Annotated in this window: 14 protein-coding genes; 6 read left to right on the top strand and 8 right to left on the bottom strand. The window is 57.3% G+C overall.

From position 1 onward, the window contains the following. The first annotated feature begins 8 nt into the window (after positions 1-8). Both HJA_RS06300 and HJA_RS06295 read left to right on the top strand, forming a co-directional pair. The gene (locus tag HJA_RS06300) at positions 9-437 is read left to right on the top strand and encodes a 2,4'-dihydroxyacetophenone dioxygenase family protein (protein WP_035579546.1); all 429 of its coding nucleotides are present in this window, start codon (positions 9-11) and stop codon (positions 435-437) included. A gap of 88 nt (positions 438-525) precedes the next feature. After that, the gene (locus HJA_RS06295; RefSeq protein WP_035579543.1) at positions 526-1,296 is read left to right on the top strand and encodes an SDR family NAD(P)-dependent oxidoreductase; all 771 of its coding nucleotides are present in this window, start codon (positions 526-528) and stop codon (positions 1,294-1,296) included. On the opposite strand, the gene HJA_RS06290 is transcribed toward HJA_RS06295, so the two are convergent. From HJA_RS06290 to HJA_RS06255, 8 genes are all read right to left on the bottom strand, one after another. Then, the gene (locus HJA_RS06290; protein ID WP_035579541.1) at positions 1,274-1,933 is read right to left on the bottom strand and encodes a lipoyl protein ligase domain-containing protein; all 660 of its coding nucleotides are present in this window, start codon (positions 1,931-1,933) and stop codon (positions 1,274-1,276) included. The genes HJA_RS06295 and HJA_RS06290 overlap by 23 nt on opposite strands. 52 nt (positions 1,934-1,985) lie before the next feature. Then, complete coding sequence (locus HJA_RS06285; protein ID WP_035579539.1) at positions 1,986-2,675, bottom strand: 2-oxo acid dehydrogenase subunit E2; 690 nt, start codon at positions 2,673-2,675, stop codon at positions 1,986-1,988. Between the two features lies 1 nt (position 2,676). Next, positions 2,677-2,910 carry a lipoyl domain-containing protein gene (locus HJA_RS06280; RefSeq protein ID WP_035579537.1) on the bottom strand — a complete coding sequence of 78 codons (234 nt, stop codon included), beginning with the start codon at positions 2,908-2,910 and terminating at the stop codon, positions 2,677-2,679. Beyond that, on the bottom strand, positions 2,903-3,928 hold the full coding sequence (locus tag HJA_RS06275; protein WP_081814564.1) for an alpha-ketoacid dehydrogenase subunit beta: 1,026 nt from the start codon (positions 3,926-3,928) through the stop codon (positions 2,903-2,905). The genes HJA_RS06280 and HJA_RS06275 overlap by 8 nt, the downstream gene beginning before the upstream one ends. Before the next feature lie 12 nt (positions 3,929-3,940). Next, the gene (locus tag HJA_RS06270; protein WP_035579536.1) at positions 3,941-4,894 is read right to left on the bottom strand and encodes a thiamine pyrophosphate-dependent dehydrogenase E1 component subunit alpha; all 954 of its coding nucleotides are present in this window, start codon (positions 4,892-4,894) and stop codon (positions 3,941-3,943) included. A gap of 198 nt (positions 4,895-5,092) precedes the next feature. After that, positions 5,093-5,998 carry an alpha/beta hydrolase gene (locus HJA_RS06265; protein ID WP_035579534.1) on the bottom strand — a complete coding sequence of 302 codons (906 nt, stop codon included), beginning with the start codon at positions 5,996-5,998 and terminating at the stop codon, positions 5,093-5,095. Position 5,999: 1 nt separating this feature from the next. After that, positions 6,000-7,724, bottom strand: coding sequence for a sulfatase family protein (locus tag HJA_RS06260; protein ID WP_277813099.1), 1,725 nt, complete (start codon positions 7,722-7,724; stop codon positions 6,000-6,002). Positions 7,725-7,759: 35 nt separating this feature from the next. Further along, positions 7,760-9,109: an MFS transporter gene (locus tag HJA_RS06255; RefSeq protein ID WP_035579532.1), complete on the bottom strand. Its 1,350-nt coding sequence runs from the start codon at positions 9,107-9,109 to the stop codon at positions 7,760-7,762. A gap of 145 nt (positions 9,110-9,254) precedes the next feature. Between HJA_RS06255 and HJA_RS06250 the strand changes: the two genes are divergently transcribed. From HJA_RS06250 to HJA_RS06235, 4 genes are all read left to right on the top strand, one after another. Beyond that, the gene (locus HJA_RS06250; RefSeq protein WP_051597429.1) at positions 9,255-9,935 is read left to right on the top strand and encodes a TetR/AcrR family transcriptional regulator; all 681 of its coding nucleotides are present in this window, start codon (positions 9,255-9,257) and stop codon (positions 9,933-9,935) included. 98 nt (positions 9,936-10,033) lie between these two features. Beyond that, positions 10,034-12,325 carry a TonB-dependent receptor gene (locus HJA_RS06245; protein WP_035579529.1) on the top strand — a complete coding sequence of 764 codons (2,292 nt, stop codon included), beginning with the start codon at positions 10,034-10,036 and terminating at the stop codon, positions 12,323-12,325. A 69-nt stretch (positions 12,326-12,394) separates the two neighbouring features. After that, complete coding sequence (locus tag HJA_RS06240; protein ID WP_051597428.1) at positions 12,395-14,530, top strand: beta-glucosidase family protein; 2,136 nt, start codon at positions 12,395-12,397, stop codon at positions 14,528-14,530. Beyond that, positions 14,520-16,226 carry a carboxylesterase/lipase family protein gene (locus HJA_RS06235; protein WP_035579527.1) on the top strand — a complete coding sequence of 569 codons (1,707 nt, stop codon included), beginning with the start codon at positions 14,520-14,522 and terminating at the stop codon, positions 16,224-16,226. The genes HJA_RS06240 and HJA_RS06235 overlap by 11 nt, the downstream gene beginning before the upstream one ends. The last annotated feature ends 26 nt before the right edge of the window (positions 16,227-16,252 follow it).

Here is a 16,252-nt window from a genome sequence, read left to right as displayed (position 1 = left end):
ACCCTGATATGCGCGAAGAAGAAGAACTGCTCTACAGTCCGAAAGACCTAGCTTGGCACAGCCTGGGCAACGGAGCCTATTACCGTCTTTTGCGGGTAAGCCCCGAGACCGGACAATTTTCGATCATTCTGAAGCTTGATGCCGGCGGAATGTTTGCAGGTCACTATCATCTCGGTGCCGGCGAATTCCTGATGCTGAAGGGCGAACTCAAGTACAAGGACAGCACCGCGAAAGCTGGCGACTGGGGCTATGAACCTCTCGGCGCAGTTCATGCGGACACGAATGTCGATGTCGAGACAGAACTGCTCTTCATCGGCTACGGCCCGATCGCGTTCACGGATGAGAATGGCAACATTGCCCAGGTCCTGGACGCGCGGCTCCTGAGCGACGTGGCAGAAGGCAAAATGGAACCGGTGTCCTTTACTGTCGACGCCTGATCCCACGTTTGTTTCCTCCTCGAACTATCCGGGATACCGGTCTCTCTGAATGGCCGGTATCCCTCTTTTCCAATATGGGAGCGCCCGAATGGCAGACCTTACCGGGAAGACCGTCATCATCACAGGAGCAGCCAGCGGCATCGGCGCTGCTGCCGCTCGTGTTTTTACGGAAGCGGGTGCCCGCGTGCTCGGCCTCGATATGAACGGGGAAGGCGTGTCGCGCCTCGCTGATGAAATTGGTGCAAGCTTCATCCCTGAGACCGGCGATGCAACAGACCGGAGTATGCTGGAAATCCTGGCCACAAAAGCCCGGCGGGAATTCGGTGGTCTGGACATCGCGCTCCTGAATGCAGGGGTCGATGGGCCCATGGCGAATATCCTCGAAATTGATCCCGCGGACTTCGACAAGGTTCTCCGCATCAATGTCCGCGCCGTATTCGAAGGGGTTCAGGTATTTGGTGCCACGATGAAAGACCGTGGCGGGAGCGTGGTTATCACGTCTTCCGTTAATGGCTTGAGGGCCTTCGGCAATACCAGTCCCTACACGACGAGCAAGATGGCAGCCATGGGGTTGACCCGCGCGGCCGCGAATGATCTTGCGCAATTCGGGATTCGAGTGAATACGATACACCCTGGTCTGATCAATACGCCGATGCTGCAACGTGCCGAGGAAGGCTTGGCCCCAGGACATCAGGCGGAATTGCGGGAGACGCTCTCTCAGACTGTTGCGATGAAACGCGTGGGACATCCGGAAGAGATCGCTCGTGCCATGCTGTTCCTGGCAAGTGATGAGGCGAGCTATATTACCGGCGAATCCCTGGTTGTGGATGGCGGCTTTACACGCTTGCTGAGCATGTAGGATCAGCGTCGGCCATCATCGCACTCACCCAGTCATTGGCAAGTGCTGCCGGATCCTCACCTGCCCGACCTGTCGCTTCCTCCAATGTAATGCAGGCGGATTCCGGGTAGGCTTTGTGCGTTCCCAGATGGGTCTCGAACACTTCCACAGCGTGAAGCGATGGCGCAAGCGGGCCGTTCAGCCACAGACAGGCATGTGCGAGGGTCGTGTCCATCCCGGCCCGGCTCCGCCGGCGCATGGCCGTGCCCGCGAGCTTGCGGTCTCCGGCGAGAAGATTGAACCGGCCGTCACAGGGCGCATCTGGTGCTGCACCGGTCCGGACACCCGTAACACCGAGCCTTTCCGCGGCACCAGAAAGTGATGCCGTGAAGCTGCGATAATGAGCATCAATCCCGCTTGTTCCGCGAGGTTCGCAAATCAGCCGTGTCACACACAGCACCTGACGTCCATGGAACACACACGAGCCGCCGGAAGCACGGAACAGAACACTCCAACCAAGGTCGCCCGCCGCCGCCATGGCCGCGTCAATCCCGGTATGCCGGCTGTAGGCGCGGGGCACGACCAGACATTGCGACTGCTGCCAGAAATATAGTTGCGCCTGCGGCTTCCCCTCGTTCGCCACGGCCTCAAATTGCATGGCTTCGAAGTCCAGCCCACCCGGCGTCCGATAATACCTGACGCAGTTACGCTCAGGGCTTTGCACGGAACTGCTCAAGATGCCGGCAAAGCTGGTCTAGGAACTGACCGGCCGGCTCTCCATCCACAATCCGGTGATCAGCTGTCAGGGATAGCGGCAGCATGCGGGCCGCCTTGGGATGACCAACTTCATCAACAACAGCTGTCTCCACCAGGCGACCAACGCCAAGCAGCGCGATCTGGCCCGCATTCAGGATCGGCGTGAAATAGCGCACACGCGTATGCCCCAGATTGGACAGCGTAAAACTGCCCCCCTTCATTTCGGACACAGCGAGCTTGCCGACCTGCGCCCGCTCGATCAGATCGCGTCGCCTGTCAGCTATGTCACCAAGTGGCATGGAGCCCACATCCCGCAGAACAGGCGTCATCAGCCCCATCGGGGTCGAGATTGCCAGCGAGAGGTCGATGGATTCATGCCGCGTGATCGAAACATCATCGGCCACACCGTTGAAGTCCGGATATGCTTCCAGTGTCCGGGCAATGGCATGTATGAGGCAGTCTTCGAGGCTGATAGCCTGCCTGGCCGTCTTCCACGCACTGCGGCGAGCCATCAGATCCGTGACGTCCGCATCTCCATGATATGATAGCTGGGCGGTAGAATGCAGAGAGGCGAGCATACGCTCAGCAATAATCTTTCGTACACCGCCGATGCGCTTTGGCAGTCCTGGCTCTACGGGCGGCATGTCAGCTACTCACCGAAGCAATCACGGCACCTTTCTTTACCGGCGTTTCTGCCGGCACCGCAATTTTCAGAAGGCCTGAGGCAGGCGCAGTAATCTCCGTCGATACCTTCTCGTTCATGACCTCACAGACAACATCGCCACTCTCGACCTTGTCGCCATCATCGAAATACCAAGTGGAGATGGCACCTTCGCTGTCATCATCCCAGCAGTCTTCAGGAATACGGATCTCAGACATGTGCGCTCTCCTTGAGTAGTTTGCGAGCCGCAGTCACGATCTTGCCCGCATTGGGCAGTACGGCATGCTCCATTTCGGGTGCAAACGGCACTGGAATGTCCGGATACGATATACGCTTCAGCGGTGCCTTCAGGTGAAGGTCATCCTGCTCTGCAACGTTGGCGAGGATCTCAGCGCCAACGCCATAGGAATGATAATCATCGTCCACACTGATAAGCGCGCCGGTTTTGGCAACGGATCTGATAATTGTTTCCCTGTCGAGCGGCGCGATGCTCCGCAAATCGATGACTTCTGCCTCGATCCCCTCTCCTTCCAATTCGGCCGCGGCATCAAGCGCCAGGTGCACAGTGTGCCCGAGACCGACCAGTGTAATATCCCGGCCTTCGCGGACAATGTGCGCATGGTCCAGCGCTATCGTATAGCGCTCTTCTGGCACGTGCGTAATCGAACGCGGAACAGTCCCCAGCCACCCCATACCCTGAAGCGCCTTGTGGAACATGAAAACCACCGGATTCGGATCAGAGATCGCAGCCGCCATCATGCCCTTTGCATCATAGGCGTTAGACGGAATAACTACCTTGAGACCCGGCAAGTGGCCGAAGGTTGCAAAAAGCGCCTGCGAGTGCTGGCCGGCGTCTCCATAGCCGCCACCGACAGACGTCATCAGAACCATCGGACATGTGACATTGCCGCCCGAGAAATAGCTTTGCTTGGCAGCCAGATTGTATATCGCGTCCATGCATACGCCAAAGAAGTCAACGAACATCAGCTCGACAACTGGCTTCATGCCAGCGGCTGCCATTCCGACCGCCGTACCGATAAATGCCGTCTCGGAGATCGGCGTGTCACGCACACGGTCAGGGCCGAACTCATCAAGCAACCCCTGCGTGTTGCCGAACACACCGCCCAGTTTGGCGATGTCCTCCCCCATGACCAGCACTTCCGGACTCGTACGCATTTCCAGGGCGATGGCCTCAGACATGGCTTTCGCGATTGTCAGTTTACGCTTCTTTTCCATCACTGTGGCTCCTCACGCAAAGACAGTTGTGAAGGCATCTTCCGACACGGGTGCAGGAGACTGGCGCGCATGTTCGAAAGCGGCGGAGACGCGTTGCTTCGCAACCTGCTCAATCTTGTCCAGATCAGCAGGCGGTATGTCCTGGTTTTCCAGGCGGGCCCTGTAGAGCTTGATCGGATCACGCGCATGCAGGGCGTCCTTTTCGCCTTCGGGACGATAACCTTCCGCATCTCCCATAAAGTGCCCTTCCAGGCGTATCGTTTCGATCTCTATCAGGCTCGGCCCTTCCCCGGCACGCGCACGAGCAACGGCTTCACCGGCAACATCGAACACCAAGTCCGGGTCGTTGCCGGGGACAAACACACCCGGCATGCCGTAAGCAACTGCCCTGTCAGCATTCCGTTCAATGGCCGTGGCAGCACGTTTGGCAACCGAAATACCATATGCATTGTCTTCAATGACAAAGACGACCGGGGCGTTCCAGACAGCGGCCAGATTCAGCGTTTCATGGAAGGCACCCTGATTGGCCGCGCCCTCGCCAATGAATGCCACCGCCACATGTTGTTGGCCACGCAGCTTTGACGCCATGGCAGCGCCAACGGCTGGCCCCATGCCTTGCGCGATGATGCCCGAGCAGCAGAAATTCACTGCCTTATCGAACAGGTGCATATGTCCGCCACGGCCTCCGGACAGCCCATTGGCGCGCCCAAAGATCTCACTCGCCATGGCATTGAGATTCACCCCCTTGGCGATGGCAGTATGATGCGGCCTGTGTGTCGCGGTGACACTGTCTTGCGGCGCCAGATGCGCACACACGCCAACAGCGCAAGGCTCCTGCCCGTCCGACAGATGCATCTCACCTGGAAGAGGCCCCTTGGCCATGTTGAAGACAGGCTGTTTTCCTTCGAAATAGGCCCGTTTGATGAGATCTTCGAAATGACGGCTTTCGACCATCTTCTCGTACATCCAGAGTTTCTGTTCCTGTAACGGCTTCAATGCGTCCTCCACGCAGAATGGTTACAGCAGCATTAGATGTTGTACGGGAACTTGCTGTTCCGAGAGAGAACTGACGTTGAACCAAAGTGCAGTTTGTTCTGGCTGGACGATTCTTTCGTCTCGCAAATGATAGTGATGGTTACGTGGACCTAGCCGTCAGGGGAGACATCACCTCCTGGACAACCATGACACATATTGATCGAGCCAGTCTTCCGCAGTGCTTCCCTTTCGCAACGTGCCGAAGCCGTGACCACCGCCTTGATAAAGATGGAATTCCAGACGTCCCGTTTGGCCATACCAGTTTTCGGGCAGGGTAAAGCCACCTTGTTGAAACAGCGGATCGTTCGACGCGATGGCGACAAAAAGCGGTGGTGTGACAGCAGCATGGATCGGCCGCATCATTGGTGGATAGAGCAGCGCCGCCGAGCTGATCTCGAGATCAGCTGGCGGTGCTTCCAGCGCCTTGATGACAGAAAGTCCGCCAGCAGAAAAACCGATCAGGTTCACCTCGCCGGTCGTGCAGCCATAGTCCGGGCAATGACGCGAGACGAATGTCATGGCGCGTTGCAGGTCTTCTATGGCAGGCGGATAGGCAGGCAGCTCGCGCTTGCCCATACCGGCAAATTGCTGCGCCATGAGGGTCAGGAACTCTTCAGGATCTGCAGGGGTCGAGCGGGTTCGATAATTGAGGACAAACGCGGCATAGCCCTCGTCAGCCAAACGCTGAGCCACAGGGAATCCTTCATTCTCCACGGCAACGAAATAGTACCCGCCGCCAGGCACCACGATCACTGCCTTGCCGTTGGCCTTCTCCGGTTCCGGCAGGACCGGATAGAGCTCTGGCCGCGTTGTGTTTCTCACAGTCAACTGGTCAAGGAAGTCTTCCCATTGCGCCTTGTCTTCGACATTCTGCAGCAAGGGGAGGCTTGCTGTGTCCGGTGCCTGAGCGGGCACGGGCGGCGACGGCAGTTCCCGGCCAGCTGGCGTTTCAGGCACTTCCTGCGATGCAGCGTGGCATGCGGAAGAAACCGCCACAACAGCAGCGATCATAAGTATGTGCGTCCATGCCTTCATCTTAATTTCCAATATCTTCCGTTTTGTTCGAACTAGCGCTTTCCCCGGCACACCTCATGGCGATGTCGCTTTCTTTGTAGCCATAGCGGATAGCGCGGGCCTCGACGCAGGCCGTCTCCGGAACGCGGATGCCTTCGGTGTAGATTCTCCATCTGACTGCAGCATCTTCCGTATACCGCCAGGCAAGGGAAGCCCCTGGGGTATTCCCGATCAACTTCAAACCGACTGACGAATCGGATGGTGCTTCAAAAAAAATATCTGGAACCGCAGTCACCGGCTGCTCGCCACCCGGCCACATTTGCTCAACCATTTCAGCTTCAGGCATAGCGGACATGTCCGGCGTGCGCGCGAGCCAGCTATCCATGGCAGAGGCAAGACGGGTTTTCACATCTGCATAGGCAGCGTTGTCCGCCAGATTGACAGTTTCTTCCGGATCATTCCTCAGATCGTAGAGTTCAGTTGGGGCACGCGGCGTATCGAAATAGGTTTGCTGTATTTCTGTAAGACCGTCCGCATCTCGCAAGTGCTCCAGAGCATGCATCGATCTAAGGTTCTCCCGGAAGGCGACTGGCTGTAGGAGCGGCACGTCAGGCTGATAATTTCGGATCAGCTTGTAACGGCTGTCCCGGACTGCCTTGCTACGGTCCATCCAGGCGTCCATGCGATCGCTGGCTGCAAAGACATAGCGATTGTGCGCGTTCAGTCCGGATCCCAGGAAATCGCGTCCTTGCAACCAGCCAGGTGTTGGTGCGCCTGCCGCTGACAGGATTGTCGGCGCCAGGTCCACGAAACTGACCAGATCGCTTCGTTCGTGCCCCGCATCGTGACGATCCGGGAAGCGGATCATCATCGGCACACGAATACCGGAATCGTATATCGACCGCTTCGCCCTTGGAAAGCCATCACCATGGTCGGTCGTGACGATCACAACCGTGTTGTCCGCCAACCCGTCACGCTCAATATCCGCAAGGAGCAGGGCGAGCTTTTTCTCCGTGAACGCAATATTATCGTACTGTGTTGCAATCTCTGCCCGGACTTCCGGTACGTCTGGCAGCCAAGGCGGCACGATGACCGTTTCCGGGTCCGTAACGTGCTTCTTTCCCGCCAATAGTCGTGCGTTTCTGGCAGCCACTGTGCGGGCAAGCTCTGTGTCATGAATCGGCGTTTCCGGAAAAAGAAAGGACTCATGTGTTGTCGCGAGCGTGACCATGCCGAAGAAGGGTTGCCCGGGGGCCCGCCCCTGCCAGCTGGCCGTCTCACTGTCCTCATCCCAGATCGTGAAGGGCGTGCCGAACTGGTAGTCCTTCTTGTTGGAGATCACCCAGCCGCCATAGCCCACGAAGGTATAATAGCCCGACTGGCGCAGCAGTTCCGGAAACGCCTTCACATCTGGTGGCGGCACCGCGCTGTACCCGATTTCAAAACCGGATGGTGCGCGCTCGGTTCCAAATGCGTGGGTTCGCATATGCTGCGCACCAAGCGTCTGCTGATGCACGCCTGTAATCAGGGACGCTCTGGAAGGCGCGCAGACCCCTGCAGTCGTGAATGTATTTGGAAAGCGGACGCTTTCTTCAGCCAGCGCATCAAGCACTGGCGTCGTTGCAATCGGATCACCGAACGCACCGACCTTCAGACTCATGTCCTCAAAAACAACTAGCAGGATATTCGGACGCTCCGGCTCTGCCCGGACGGGAGGTGTCGCCTGCTGGCATGCAGCGATGCACACCAGAGTGAATAATATCAGCAAACGAATAAACACGCCTATGCTTCCCCCTGTCTCAGCGACTCGACAATTTGACCATGTTGGGCACCCTTCATGGGATAGAACTGCACAATAAGCGCCGCGGCGACCATTCCAATCACTGGCAGGCCGAAACTGAGTGTTCTCAACCCTTCCAGGGTCTGCGGCGTCTGCTCTGCATTTGCGACATAGCCAATGGCCTGGAGGAAAAGTCCAACTGCGCCAACCCCCAGCCCGGATGCAGCCTTCTGCGAAAACTGGAAGAGTCCGAAGAAGATGCTCTCATCCCGCACGCCTGTCTTCCACTGCCCATATTCAACCGTATCCGGAAGCATCGCCCAGAAGGCTACAATCGTGGCGGCAGTACCGACCCCAGCCATGACAACGAACGCGCAGAAGAGAGGTTTGGCTTCCGGCACAATTATGTACAGAGACAGGAAGGCAATCGCATTGATGCCAAGCCCCAGAGTCAAAACCAGTGGCTTGGATGTACGCCGGGCCAGGAACGTCCAGCCAAGCACAGCCGCAGCTGCGGCTATGGTGTAGAGTGTCAGGACCTCCCGCACCATACCGGCCTCGCCGATCACATAGCGCGTGTAGTAGACGATCGATTTCGTAAAAACGGTTGAGGCGAGAACATTGACGACCACGCTGGCAAACAGCACCCAAAAGGCAGAATTTCCTTTTATGGCCTTGAGGGTCGACGTCAGGTCCAGATTGATCCGGTCTGTATTGATCTGCTCGCTAACGGACAGGAAAGTGAAGATGAAAACGATCTCCGCAAAAACTGCATAGACGAGCGCCGTCATCATGTAGCCTCGTACGAGGTCGCCACCACCAAGTTGTCCCGCAAGCCATGGGGTAAGGAAAGCAGTCGCGATGGCGCCCAAGGTTGCAAACTGCATCCGCGCTCCCGAGAGAGACGTTCGCGTCTCACTGTGCGTCGTCATAGCGGCACTGAGAGAAGCATAGGGCACGGCGAAAACCGTGTAGACGGTCCGGAAGAGGAGATGCGTCAGAAGGCAGGCCAGGACCGGCGTCCCCGGCCAGAAAACCGGCGCTGCGAACAGCAGCACGAAACTCGCCCCCAACAGCGGGCCGCCGAACAGAATATAGGGCCGGTAGCAGCCAAAACGGGTCCGCGTGCGCGATGCAATCGCCCCCATGACCGGATCTGTCACCGCGTCCCACAAAAGCGCAACCATGAAAAGCGAACCCGCAATCCCCGGCGCCAGGCCAACAACATCGGTGTAGTAGTAGAGCAGATAAAGGTTCAGGCCCGTGTAGAACAGATTCAGCCCGAAGTCCCCGGCACCATAGCCGATGATGGCCCCTATCCGCAGACTTCCTGCCTTGAACGTATCGCCCATCTGCGTTGCCTTCCCACTTTCTTATCGCACCGCTCTAGCGCAATTGTTCATCCAATTGGAAGATTTTTGTGTTCAGATATGCAGAATTCTGAGTTTCGGGCTAAGTGTCTGCCTTCTCGCCCATTGGTAAATTGGAGAAAACCGGATGCCTGACAAGAAGGCCCGCAAACCCGTACAGGCAAGAGCAGAAGCGACAAAGGCGCGGATCCTTGAAGTCGCCCGGTATCATTTCGCAGAAAGAGGCTTCGACGCCGCCAACACGCGCGACATTGCAAACGATGCGGAAGCCTCGCATGCGATGATCCGCTATCACTTCGGAACCAAAGACAATCTCTGGCGGGAAGCGGTTGCTGACATGTTCGAGCGTTTGCGGGCCGAACTCGGCTTCCAGAATGGCGCACCGCCCGAAATGGACACGATCGACGGATACCGGGAGTTTCTCCGGCGCTATATATACTATTGCGCAAAGCACCCGGAACACGCCCGTATAATGATCTCCGAATCTGTGCGTGGCGGCGAGCGGCTGCACTGGATGGTGGAGAACTTTATTCAGCCCGGCCATGCCGCATATGCTGGCCCCACACGCAAACACATGGAAGAGGGCCGCCTGCCGTTCGCCTGGCACCCTTCCCTGATCTTCATGATCACCTCAATCTGCCAGATGCCTTTCGTTCTCGCGGCTGAAGCCCGCGAACTCTATGGCGTCGATATGCTTTCCGCCCCAGCGATCGAGGCCCACATCGACTCGGTCTTTGCCTTCCTTCTGCGGGATCCTTCGCGAAAGCGCGCCGATTGGCCTGTAACACCGGACTGGCTGAATAAGTAAAAAGTGCGGGACCGGGGCGTTGACAAATCTGCGCCCGCATGAAATCCATCCACTTGGATGAAAAACTGGATGAAGCCAGTTTGCCCGGGAGGATATTCATGCTTCATTATCGACTGGCCATCACGGCCTCTTGCATCGCACTTGGCACTTGCCTTGCCGCCCCCGCCTACGCCCAGGACGAAAGCGGAGAAACAGAGCGCAAGCTCGACACAGTGATGGTTACGGCGACCAAACGCCCCGAAACCCTTCAGGACGTCCCCGTCGCAGTTTCCGCCCGTTCTGGCGCTGATCTGGAAAATTCGGGGGTTTCTTCAATTGAGGGCCTTGCCACTCTCGTCCCGTCCCTGACATTCACGCAGAGCTCAAACGAACTGAATAGTTCGGTACGTATCCGCGGTGTCGGAACTGAAGTCTTCTCTTCCGGCGTCGAGCCGAGCGTTTCCTTTGTGGTAGATGATGTCGTGCTGGCGCGTCAGGGCCAGGGCTTCCAGGACCTGGTCGATGTCGAACGGGTCGAAGTCCTGCGCGGGCCGCAGAGCACCCTGTTCGGGAAGAACGCCTCGGCCGGTGTCATCTCGGTCACCACCCAGGCCCCGACACGAACCCTGAGCGGCAAATTCGACGCTCTGATCGCCGAAAACGAGGAATATGCGCTCCGCGGTACTGTCGCAAGCCCGATTTCTGAGACGGTCCTCGGCCGGCTGACCGCTTTCACAAAGTCCCAGAAGGGTCACATCAAGAACGTCTCCGACGGGCGGAACCTGAACGGCTATGACAATTGGGGCGTACGCGGAAAAATTCTGGTACAACCCAGTGACGCACTAGATCTCACCTTCATTGCGGATTACCGCGACACGCAGCAAGATTGCTGCGCCTATCAGATCCGCGATACTTCAACGGCCCTGAACCCGGTTGTCGGCGCCACTCTCGACGCACTGCTCGACCCGGTCGTTGCAAGCCCGGAGAATCGCCAGACCAAACTGAACGCCCCGGTCTACAACAATTCCGAACAATGGGGCTTGTCCGGCAAAGCAGAATACCGGTTTGGCAATGGCTACACTTTCACCTCGATCACAGCGTATAGGGAGTGGGATTTCGAAAATAACATCGATGTGGATGCATTGGATTTCGAAGATCCGATCCCGGGCGTCATCACTTTCGATCTGAACAGTGGTCAGACCAGCCTGTCCCAAATCTCGCAGGAATTCCGCCTCGCCTCTCCCCAATGGGATAATTTCGACTATGTGATTGGTGCCTACTTGTTCCAGCTGAATCTCGACCGGTCTTTCCGGCGCCGTATCGAAGCCAGAACCGCCTTAGGCGTGGTAGGCCAGAGCGGCCAGTTCAACGGCTCGGTCGGTAACAAGAACTATGCGGCCTTCGCCAGCGGAAACTATCACTTCGGTCAGGGCACGACGCTCTTCGGCGGCTTGCGCCTGATCAACGAAACACTGGACTACAAAGTCTACCGCGATCCGACGAATGTCCTCCAACCGGGTGACTTCCCGCTGGGTGGCTCTGCCGGCACACCGGCGGACATTGATGGCGATACATCCGATACGGCTCTCGTCGGGGACATCGGCCTCCGCCAGCAATGGAACGAAGATGTCATGACCTATGTTCGTTATGCGCGCGGATATAAGGGCCGGGCCTTTGACGTGATCTTCACCGCGCCACAGAACACGCAATATGTGGATGCAGAGCAATCCGACAGCTATGAGGCCGGCCTGAAAGTGCAAACCGCAAATGGCCGTCTGCAGTTCAATGCTGCCGCTTTCTGGACAGATTATGAAGACTTTCAGGCTCAGGAACGCGATGTTGCCGCGTCTACGGTCGTTGTGGCCAATGCTGGCAAGGTCAGCACCAAAGGGATCGAACTGGACGCGACCGCACTGCTGACGGATACGACTCTGCTGCAGGGCGGGATCGCATATACGGATGCCAAGGTCGACAGCTTCCCTTTTGCACAATGCTACCGGGGGCAGACGGTGGCTGAAGGCTGCATCAACGGTGCACAAGACCTTTCAGGTGAAGACCTTCCGAACTCGCCAGACTGGCGCTTTACGGCCAGCCTTCGGCAGGACATTCCGCTGGCAACCCTGCCCTTCGATGGATTCTTCCAGCTCGATGGCAGCTGGCAGAGCGATGTCCAGTTCCAGATCGATCAGAACCCGAACACGACGCAGGATGGCTACGGCCTGCTGCATCTGAGTGCAGGGATCGAAGACGACGATGGAAGCTGGACTGCCTCGATCTATGTCCGGAACCTGCTGGATGAAACATATGCGTCCAACATCTTTGCGGACCCACTCTATCCAGGCGTGATCAGCCAGTATCTGCCGCGCGACTCCGAGCGCTACTTCGGGGCCCGTCTGACAGCTTCCTTCTGACACCTCCGAACTCTCACCGGGGCCGGGTCACTCCGGCCCCGTATTTCTCTCTGATAAGAAAGCACCCGGATGCCAGACAATACGAGCTGTCACGGCGACATCTTCCACTCGATGACCATTGAAGAAATCGTAGCGGAGTTAAGCCTCGAAGAAAAAGTCTCCATGATGTCTGGCAGCGGATTCTACAGTATACACGCAGAATCCAAACAATGGGGCGCCAAGCCGTATCCCGCCGGTGGCGCAAATGAGCGTCTTGGCATTGAAGGATTGAAATTCAGCGACGGGCCGAGAGGTGTTATCGTTGGACATTCGACCTGCTTTCCTTGCTCCATGGCACGCGGGGCAACCTTTGACCGGGATCTAGAATGGCGTGTCGGTGAAGCGATGGCGCTGGAAGCGCGCGCCCAAGGCGTCAACCTTCTCGGACAGGTCTGTGTAAACCTGCTGCGTCATCCAGGCTGGGGACGTGCGCAGGAAACCTATGGAGAAGACTCCTACCACCTCGGAGAAATGGGCAGCGCTCTTTCGCAGGGTACGCAACACCACAACGTCATTTCAACGGTGAAGCATTTCGCTCTGAACAGTATAGAAAACACCCGCTTTAACCTGGATGTAAGAACAGACGAGCGCACGCTCCGGGAAATCTATCTTCCGCATTTCCGAAAGGTGATCGAATCCGGCTGCCTTTCCGTTATGAGCTCCTACAACAAGGTCAACGGTACCTATTGCGGACAGAACAGATACCTCCTGACGGATATTCTTCGTAACGAGTGGAACTTTGAGGGATTCGTACACTCCGATTGGGTGCTCGGTGTCTACAGTCCCCACGGTGCGGAAGCAGGACTGGACATCGAAAATCCGGAGCCGGCATGGTTCGGCGAGAATCTTCTGAACGCAGTTCGCAATGGTGAGATCCCTGAAGAAGTGGTCGATACCTCTGTCTGCCGTATTCTCGGTATTCTGAAGAAAATCCATATGACGGACGACCCGCACAAGAGTTATCCGGCAGATCTGGTTGCCTGCTCCGATCATGCAATCCTCGCCCGTACCGTTGCTGAACAGTCCGCCGCACTATTGTGGAACCGTGATGTTCTGCCCTTCAACAAGGACAAAGTGCACCGTGTTGGCGTCTTTGGCAGATTGGCGGCGCTGGAAAATACAGGCGACCGCGGTTCTTCAAGGGTCAGTCCACCGCATGTCATCACGCCACTCGAAGGCCTTGAGGCTTATCTAGGCTCCGAAAACGTTACCTACGCAGGCGATGAGCTTGATGCGCGCGCCGCCGGAGAAGCCGCTGCGGAATTCGATGCTGCAATTGTCATAGCCGGGTACACGGCTGTTGAGGAAGGCGAATACATTCCAAGTGACATTAATCTTGGTCAGGAGGAACTTCCGGAGAACCTCTCCTCCATCCTGGACGGTGCCAGAAAACGTGGCCAGAGGAATCCGATTGGAGGAGACCGCAGGAGCCTCTCCTTGCCGGACGACCAGATTGAACTTATCCGCCGGGTTGCTTCGACAAACCCCAGAACCATCGTGATCCTCGTTGCCGGCTCTGCTGTCATGGTTGAAGAATGGATCGATATAGTGCCGGCTGCTATGCAAACATTTTATGCGGGTATGGAAGGAGGCGCGGCCCTGCCTCGCCTTCTGTTCGGCGATGTCAGTCCTTCCGGCCGCCTGCCTTTCACTGTGGCGCAGGACGCCGATCACTACCCGCCCTTCGACATCAGCACGCACAACATCGAATACGGATACTGGCACGGATACTCCCTGTTCGATCGGGACGAACATGAACCCCGGTTTCCCTTCGGCCACGGCCTGACATACAGCGAATTCAGATATTCGAACATTCGCGCGATACGCCGGGACGACGGCGGGCTTGAGGTCAACGCCACGGTAGAGAACACCGGCAGCTGGACAGCCATCGACACCCCGCAACTCTATATATGCTGGCCCGGACAAAGCGCTGTCAGGCCGCGGCAAAGTCTCCGCGGATTTAGTCGTTTAAGGCTTGCCCCTGGTGAAAAAGCCGAAACGACATTCACGGTGGCCCCGAGAGACCTTGCGTGGTTCGATCCCGACGCGCGAACATGGCGAATTGAATCAGGACATCACAAAATCAAGGTCGCCTGCTCGGCCCGCGATACAGCTTCTCTTGAAACGATCCTGGATTTTGAAAAGGAAATAGACCTTGGCATCTAGACTGTTTGTCCTGCTTCTCTGCCTGCTCATGGCGGCTTGCGCCAAGGCGCCGCCTTTGGCCGACCTGCCACTTTCAAAACAGGACGACACACTGGTCAGGACAGATGCAGGCGCATATGTCGGCGGTATCTCTGAGAACAAGGCACGTACCTGGCTCGGCATTCCTTATGCAAAGCCCCCCATCGGCGACCTGAGGTGGCGCGCGACGGAGCCGCTTCCCTATCAGGACAGCACGCGCACTGCCTTGCAGCATGCGAACTGGTGCCCTCAGCTCACCAATGGTCTGGACGGCCTGTTTGGAATCCCCAAGGGCGAGCTGCGAGGGAATGAAGACTGTCTTTATCTTGATATCTACGCCCCTTCAGACGCGACAAGCCGAAGCAACCTGCCCGTGATGTTCTGGATCCATGGAGGATCGAACGTCTGGGGACGGGCAGCCCAATATGACGGCTCTGCTCTCGCACAATCCGAAAATGTCATCGTCGTAGTTGTCCAATATCGCCTGGGACCACTGGGTTGGTTTGCCCACCCAGCCCTGGAAGATGGCATTGCCAATTTTGCGCTGCTGGATCTGGTGCAGGCACTGAAATGGACACGACAGAACATCAGAAATTTCGGCGGGGATCCTGACGCCGTCACCCTGTTCGGGGAAAGCGCTGGCGCGAATAATGTGCTTGCCCTGCTGGCTATGCCGGAAGCCGACGGGCTTTATCGTGCAGCCATCGCACAAAGTGGTTTGCCGATGAGTGTTCCACTTGAACTGTCTTCAGACGGAATGGCGGCTTCGATCACCGGCGCAGTACCTGCCGCGCAAGCTTTTTCCGGTCTGAGCGAGCCTGACTCAGTCGCGCTTCGCCAGGCTGCGCTGGAACGCATTTTTGATGCCTACCGCACTGGCCGCACACCGGTCGTGATCCGCGATGGTGTAACGCTGCCTGATGAGCCTCTCGCTGATGCCATTGCAAGCCACCAGTCTGGCGCGAACCTGCCGGTGATAATCGGCTCCAACAGAGATGAAGCGAAATACCTCCTCGCATTTGATCCGCAGATGATCAAAAAGACCTTCTTCGTCTTTCCCACCCCCCGGGATAGTGACCATTATTCAGCCGTGTCCCATTACATGACGGGCCTGTGGCGAACGCTCGGCGTGTCGGAATTTGCGGGCCAGCTCCTCGATGCAGACACCGGCCCTGTACGGACGTACCGGTTTGATTGGGATGAGGAAGCCCGTGTCGGTCCCAGCGACCTGAGCGAGATGATTGGCGCGGCTCACAGCCTGGAAATTCCATTCGTGTTTGGAAATTTCGAGAACTTTATGGGCAAGCTCGACAAGCGTCTGTTCACGAAAACGAACGCACCCGGCCGACAAGCACTTTCTCAGACCATGATGTCCTGCTGGGCGCAATTCGCCCACGGCCAAGATCCGGGTTCGGTTGCGGGTGAGCCGTGTCCGCACTGGCCCGAAGTCACAACAGACGCACCGACGCAGACCATGATGTTCGACACGCCGGAGGATGGTGGAAGCCGCGCTGAGATCGAAACTGAAACCACCAGAACACTTATCGCTCAACTTGCAACCGATCCGGTTCTGAATGACGGTCGCCGCAGGTGCGAGTTGACAAACCGGTTATCTCGAACGTTCTTCCTGCTTCGTCCGGAACTCACCGATGAGCTGTCGCTTCTATGCACGCAGTGAGTGGGGCTGAAGACAAGCTGAGATTT

Origin of the sequence: Hyphomonas jannaschiana VP2 (genome assembly GCF_000685215.1) — a bacterium.
Lineage (GTDB): Bacteria > Pseudomonadota > Alphaproteobacteria > Caulobacterales > Hyphomonadaceae > Hyphomonas > Hyphomonas jannaschiana.
The sequence above is the reverse complement of the archived record's forward strand: the minus strand, read 5'-3'. Positions and strand labels throughout refer to the sequence as shown.

Excerpts from the sequence above, each read along its gene's own strand:
- HJA_RS06240 (WP_051597428.1), top strand. The coding sequence starts at position 12,395 with ATGCCAGACAATACGAGCTGTCACGGCGACATCTTCCACTCGATGACC.
- HJA_RS06290 (WP_035579541.1), bottom strand. The coding sequence starts at position 1,933 with ATGCAATTTGAGGCCGTGGCGAACGAGGGGAAGCCGCAGGCGCAACTA.
- HJA_RS06265 (WP_035579534.1), bottom strand. The coding sequence starts at position 5,998 with ATGAAGGCATGGACGCACATACTTATGATCGCTGCTGTTGTGGCGGTT.
- HJA_RS06300 (WP_035579546.1), top strand. The coding sequence starts at position 9 with ATGCGCGAAGAAGAAGAACTGCTCTACAGTCCGAAAGACCTAGCTTGG.
- HJA_RS06285 (WP_035579539.1), bottom strand. The coding sequence starts at position 2,675 with ATGCCGCCCGTAGAGCCAGGACTGCCAAAGCGCATCGGCGGTGTACGA.
- HJA_RS06275 (WP_081814564.1), bottom strand. The coding sequence starts at position 3,928 with ATGGAAAAGAAGCGTAAACTGACAATCGCGAAAGCCATGTCTGAGGCC.
- HJA_RS06250 (WP_051597429.1), top strand. The coding sequence starts at position 9,255 with ATGCCTGACAAGAAGGCCCGCAAACCCGTACAGGCAAGAGCAGAAGCG.
- HJA_RS06280 (WP_035579537.1), bottom strand. The coding sequence starts at position 2,910 with ATGTCTGAGATCCGTATTCCTGAAGACTGCTGGGATGATGACAGCGAA.
- HJA_RS06245 (WP_035579529.1), top strand. The coding sequence starts at position 10,034 with ATGCTTCATTATCGACTGGCCATCACGGCCTCTTGCATCGCACTTGGC.
- HJA_RS06295 (WP_035579543.1), top strand. The coding sequence starts at position 526 with ATGGCAGACCTTACCGGGAAGACCGTCATCATCACAGGAGCAGCCAGC.
- HJA_RS06270 (WP_035579536.1), bottom strand. The coding sequence starts at position 4,894 with ATGTACGAGAAGATGGTCGAAAGCCGTCATTTCGAAGATCTCATCAAA.
- HJA_RS06255 (WP_035579532.1), bottom strand. The coding sequence starts at position 9,109 with ATGGGCGATACGTTCAAGGCAGGAAGTCTGCGGATAGGGGCCATCATC.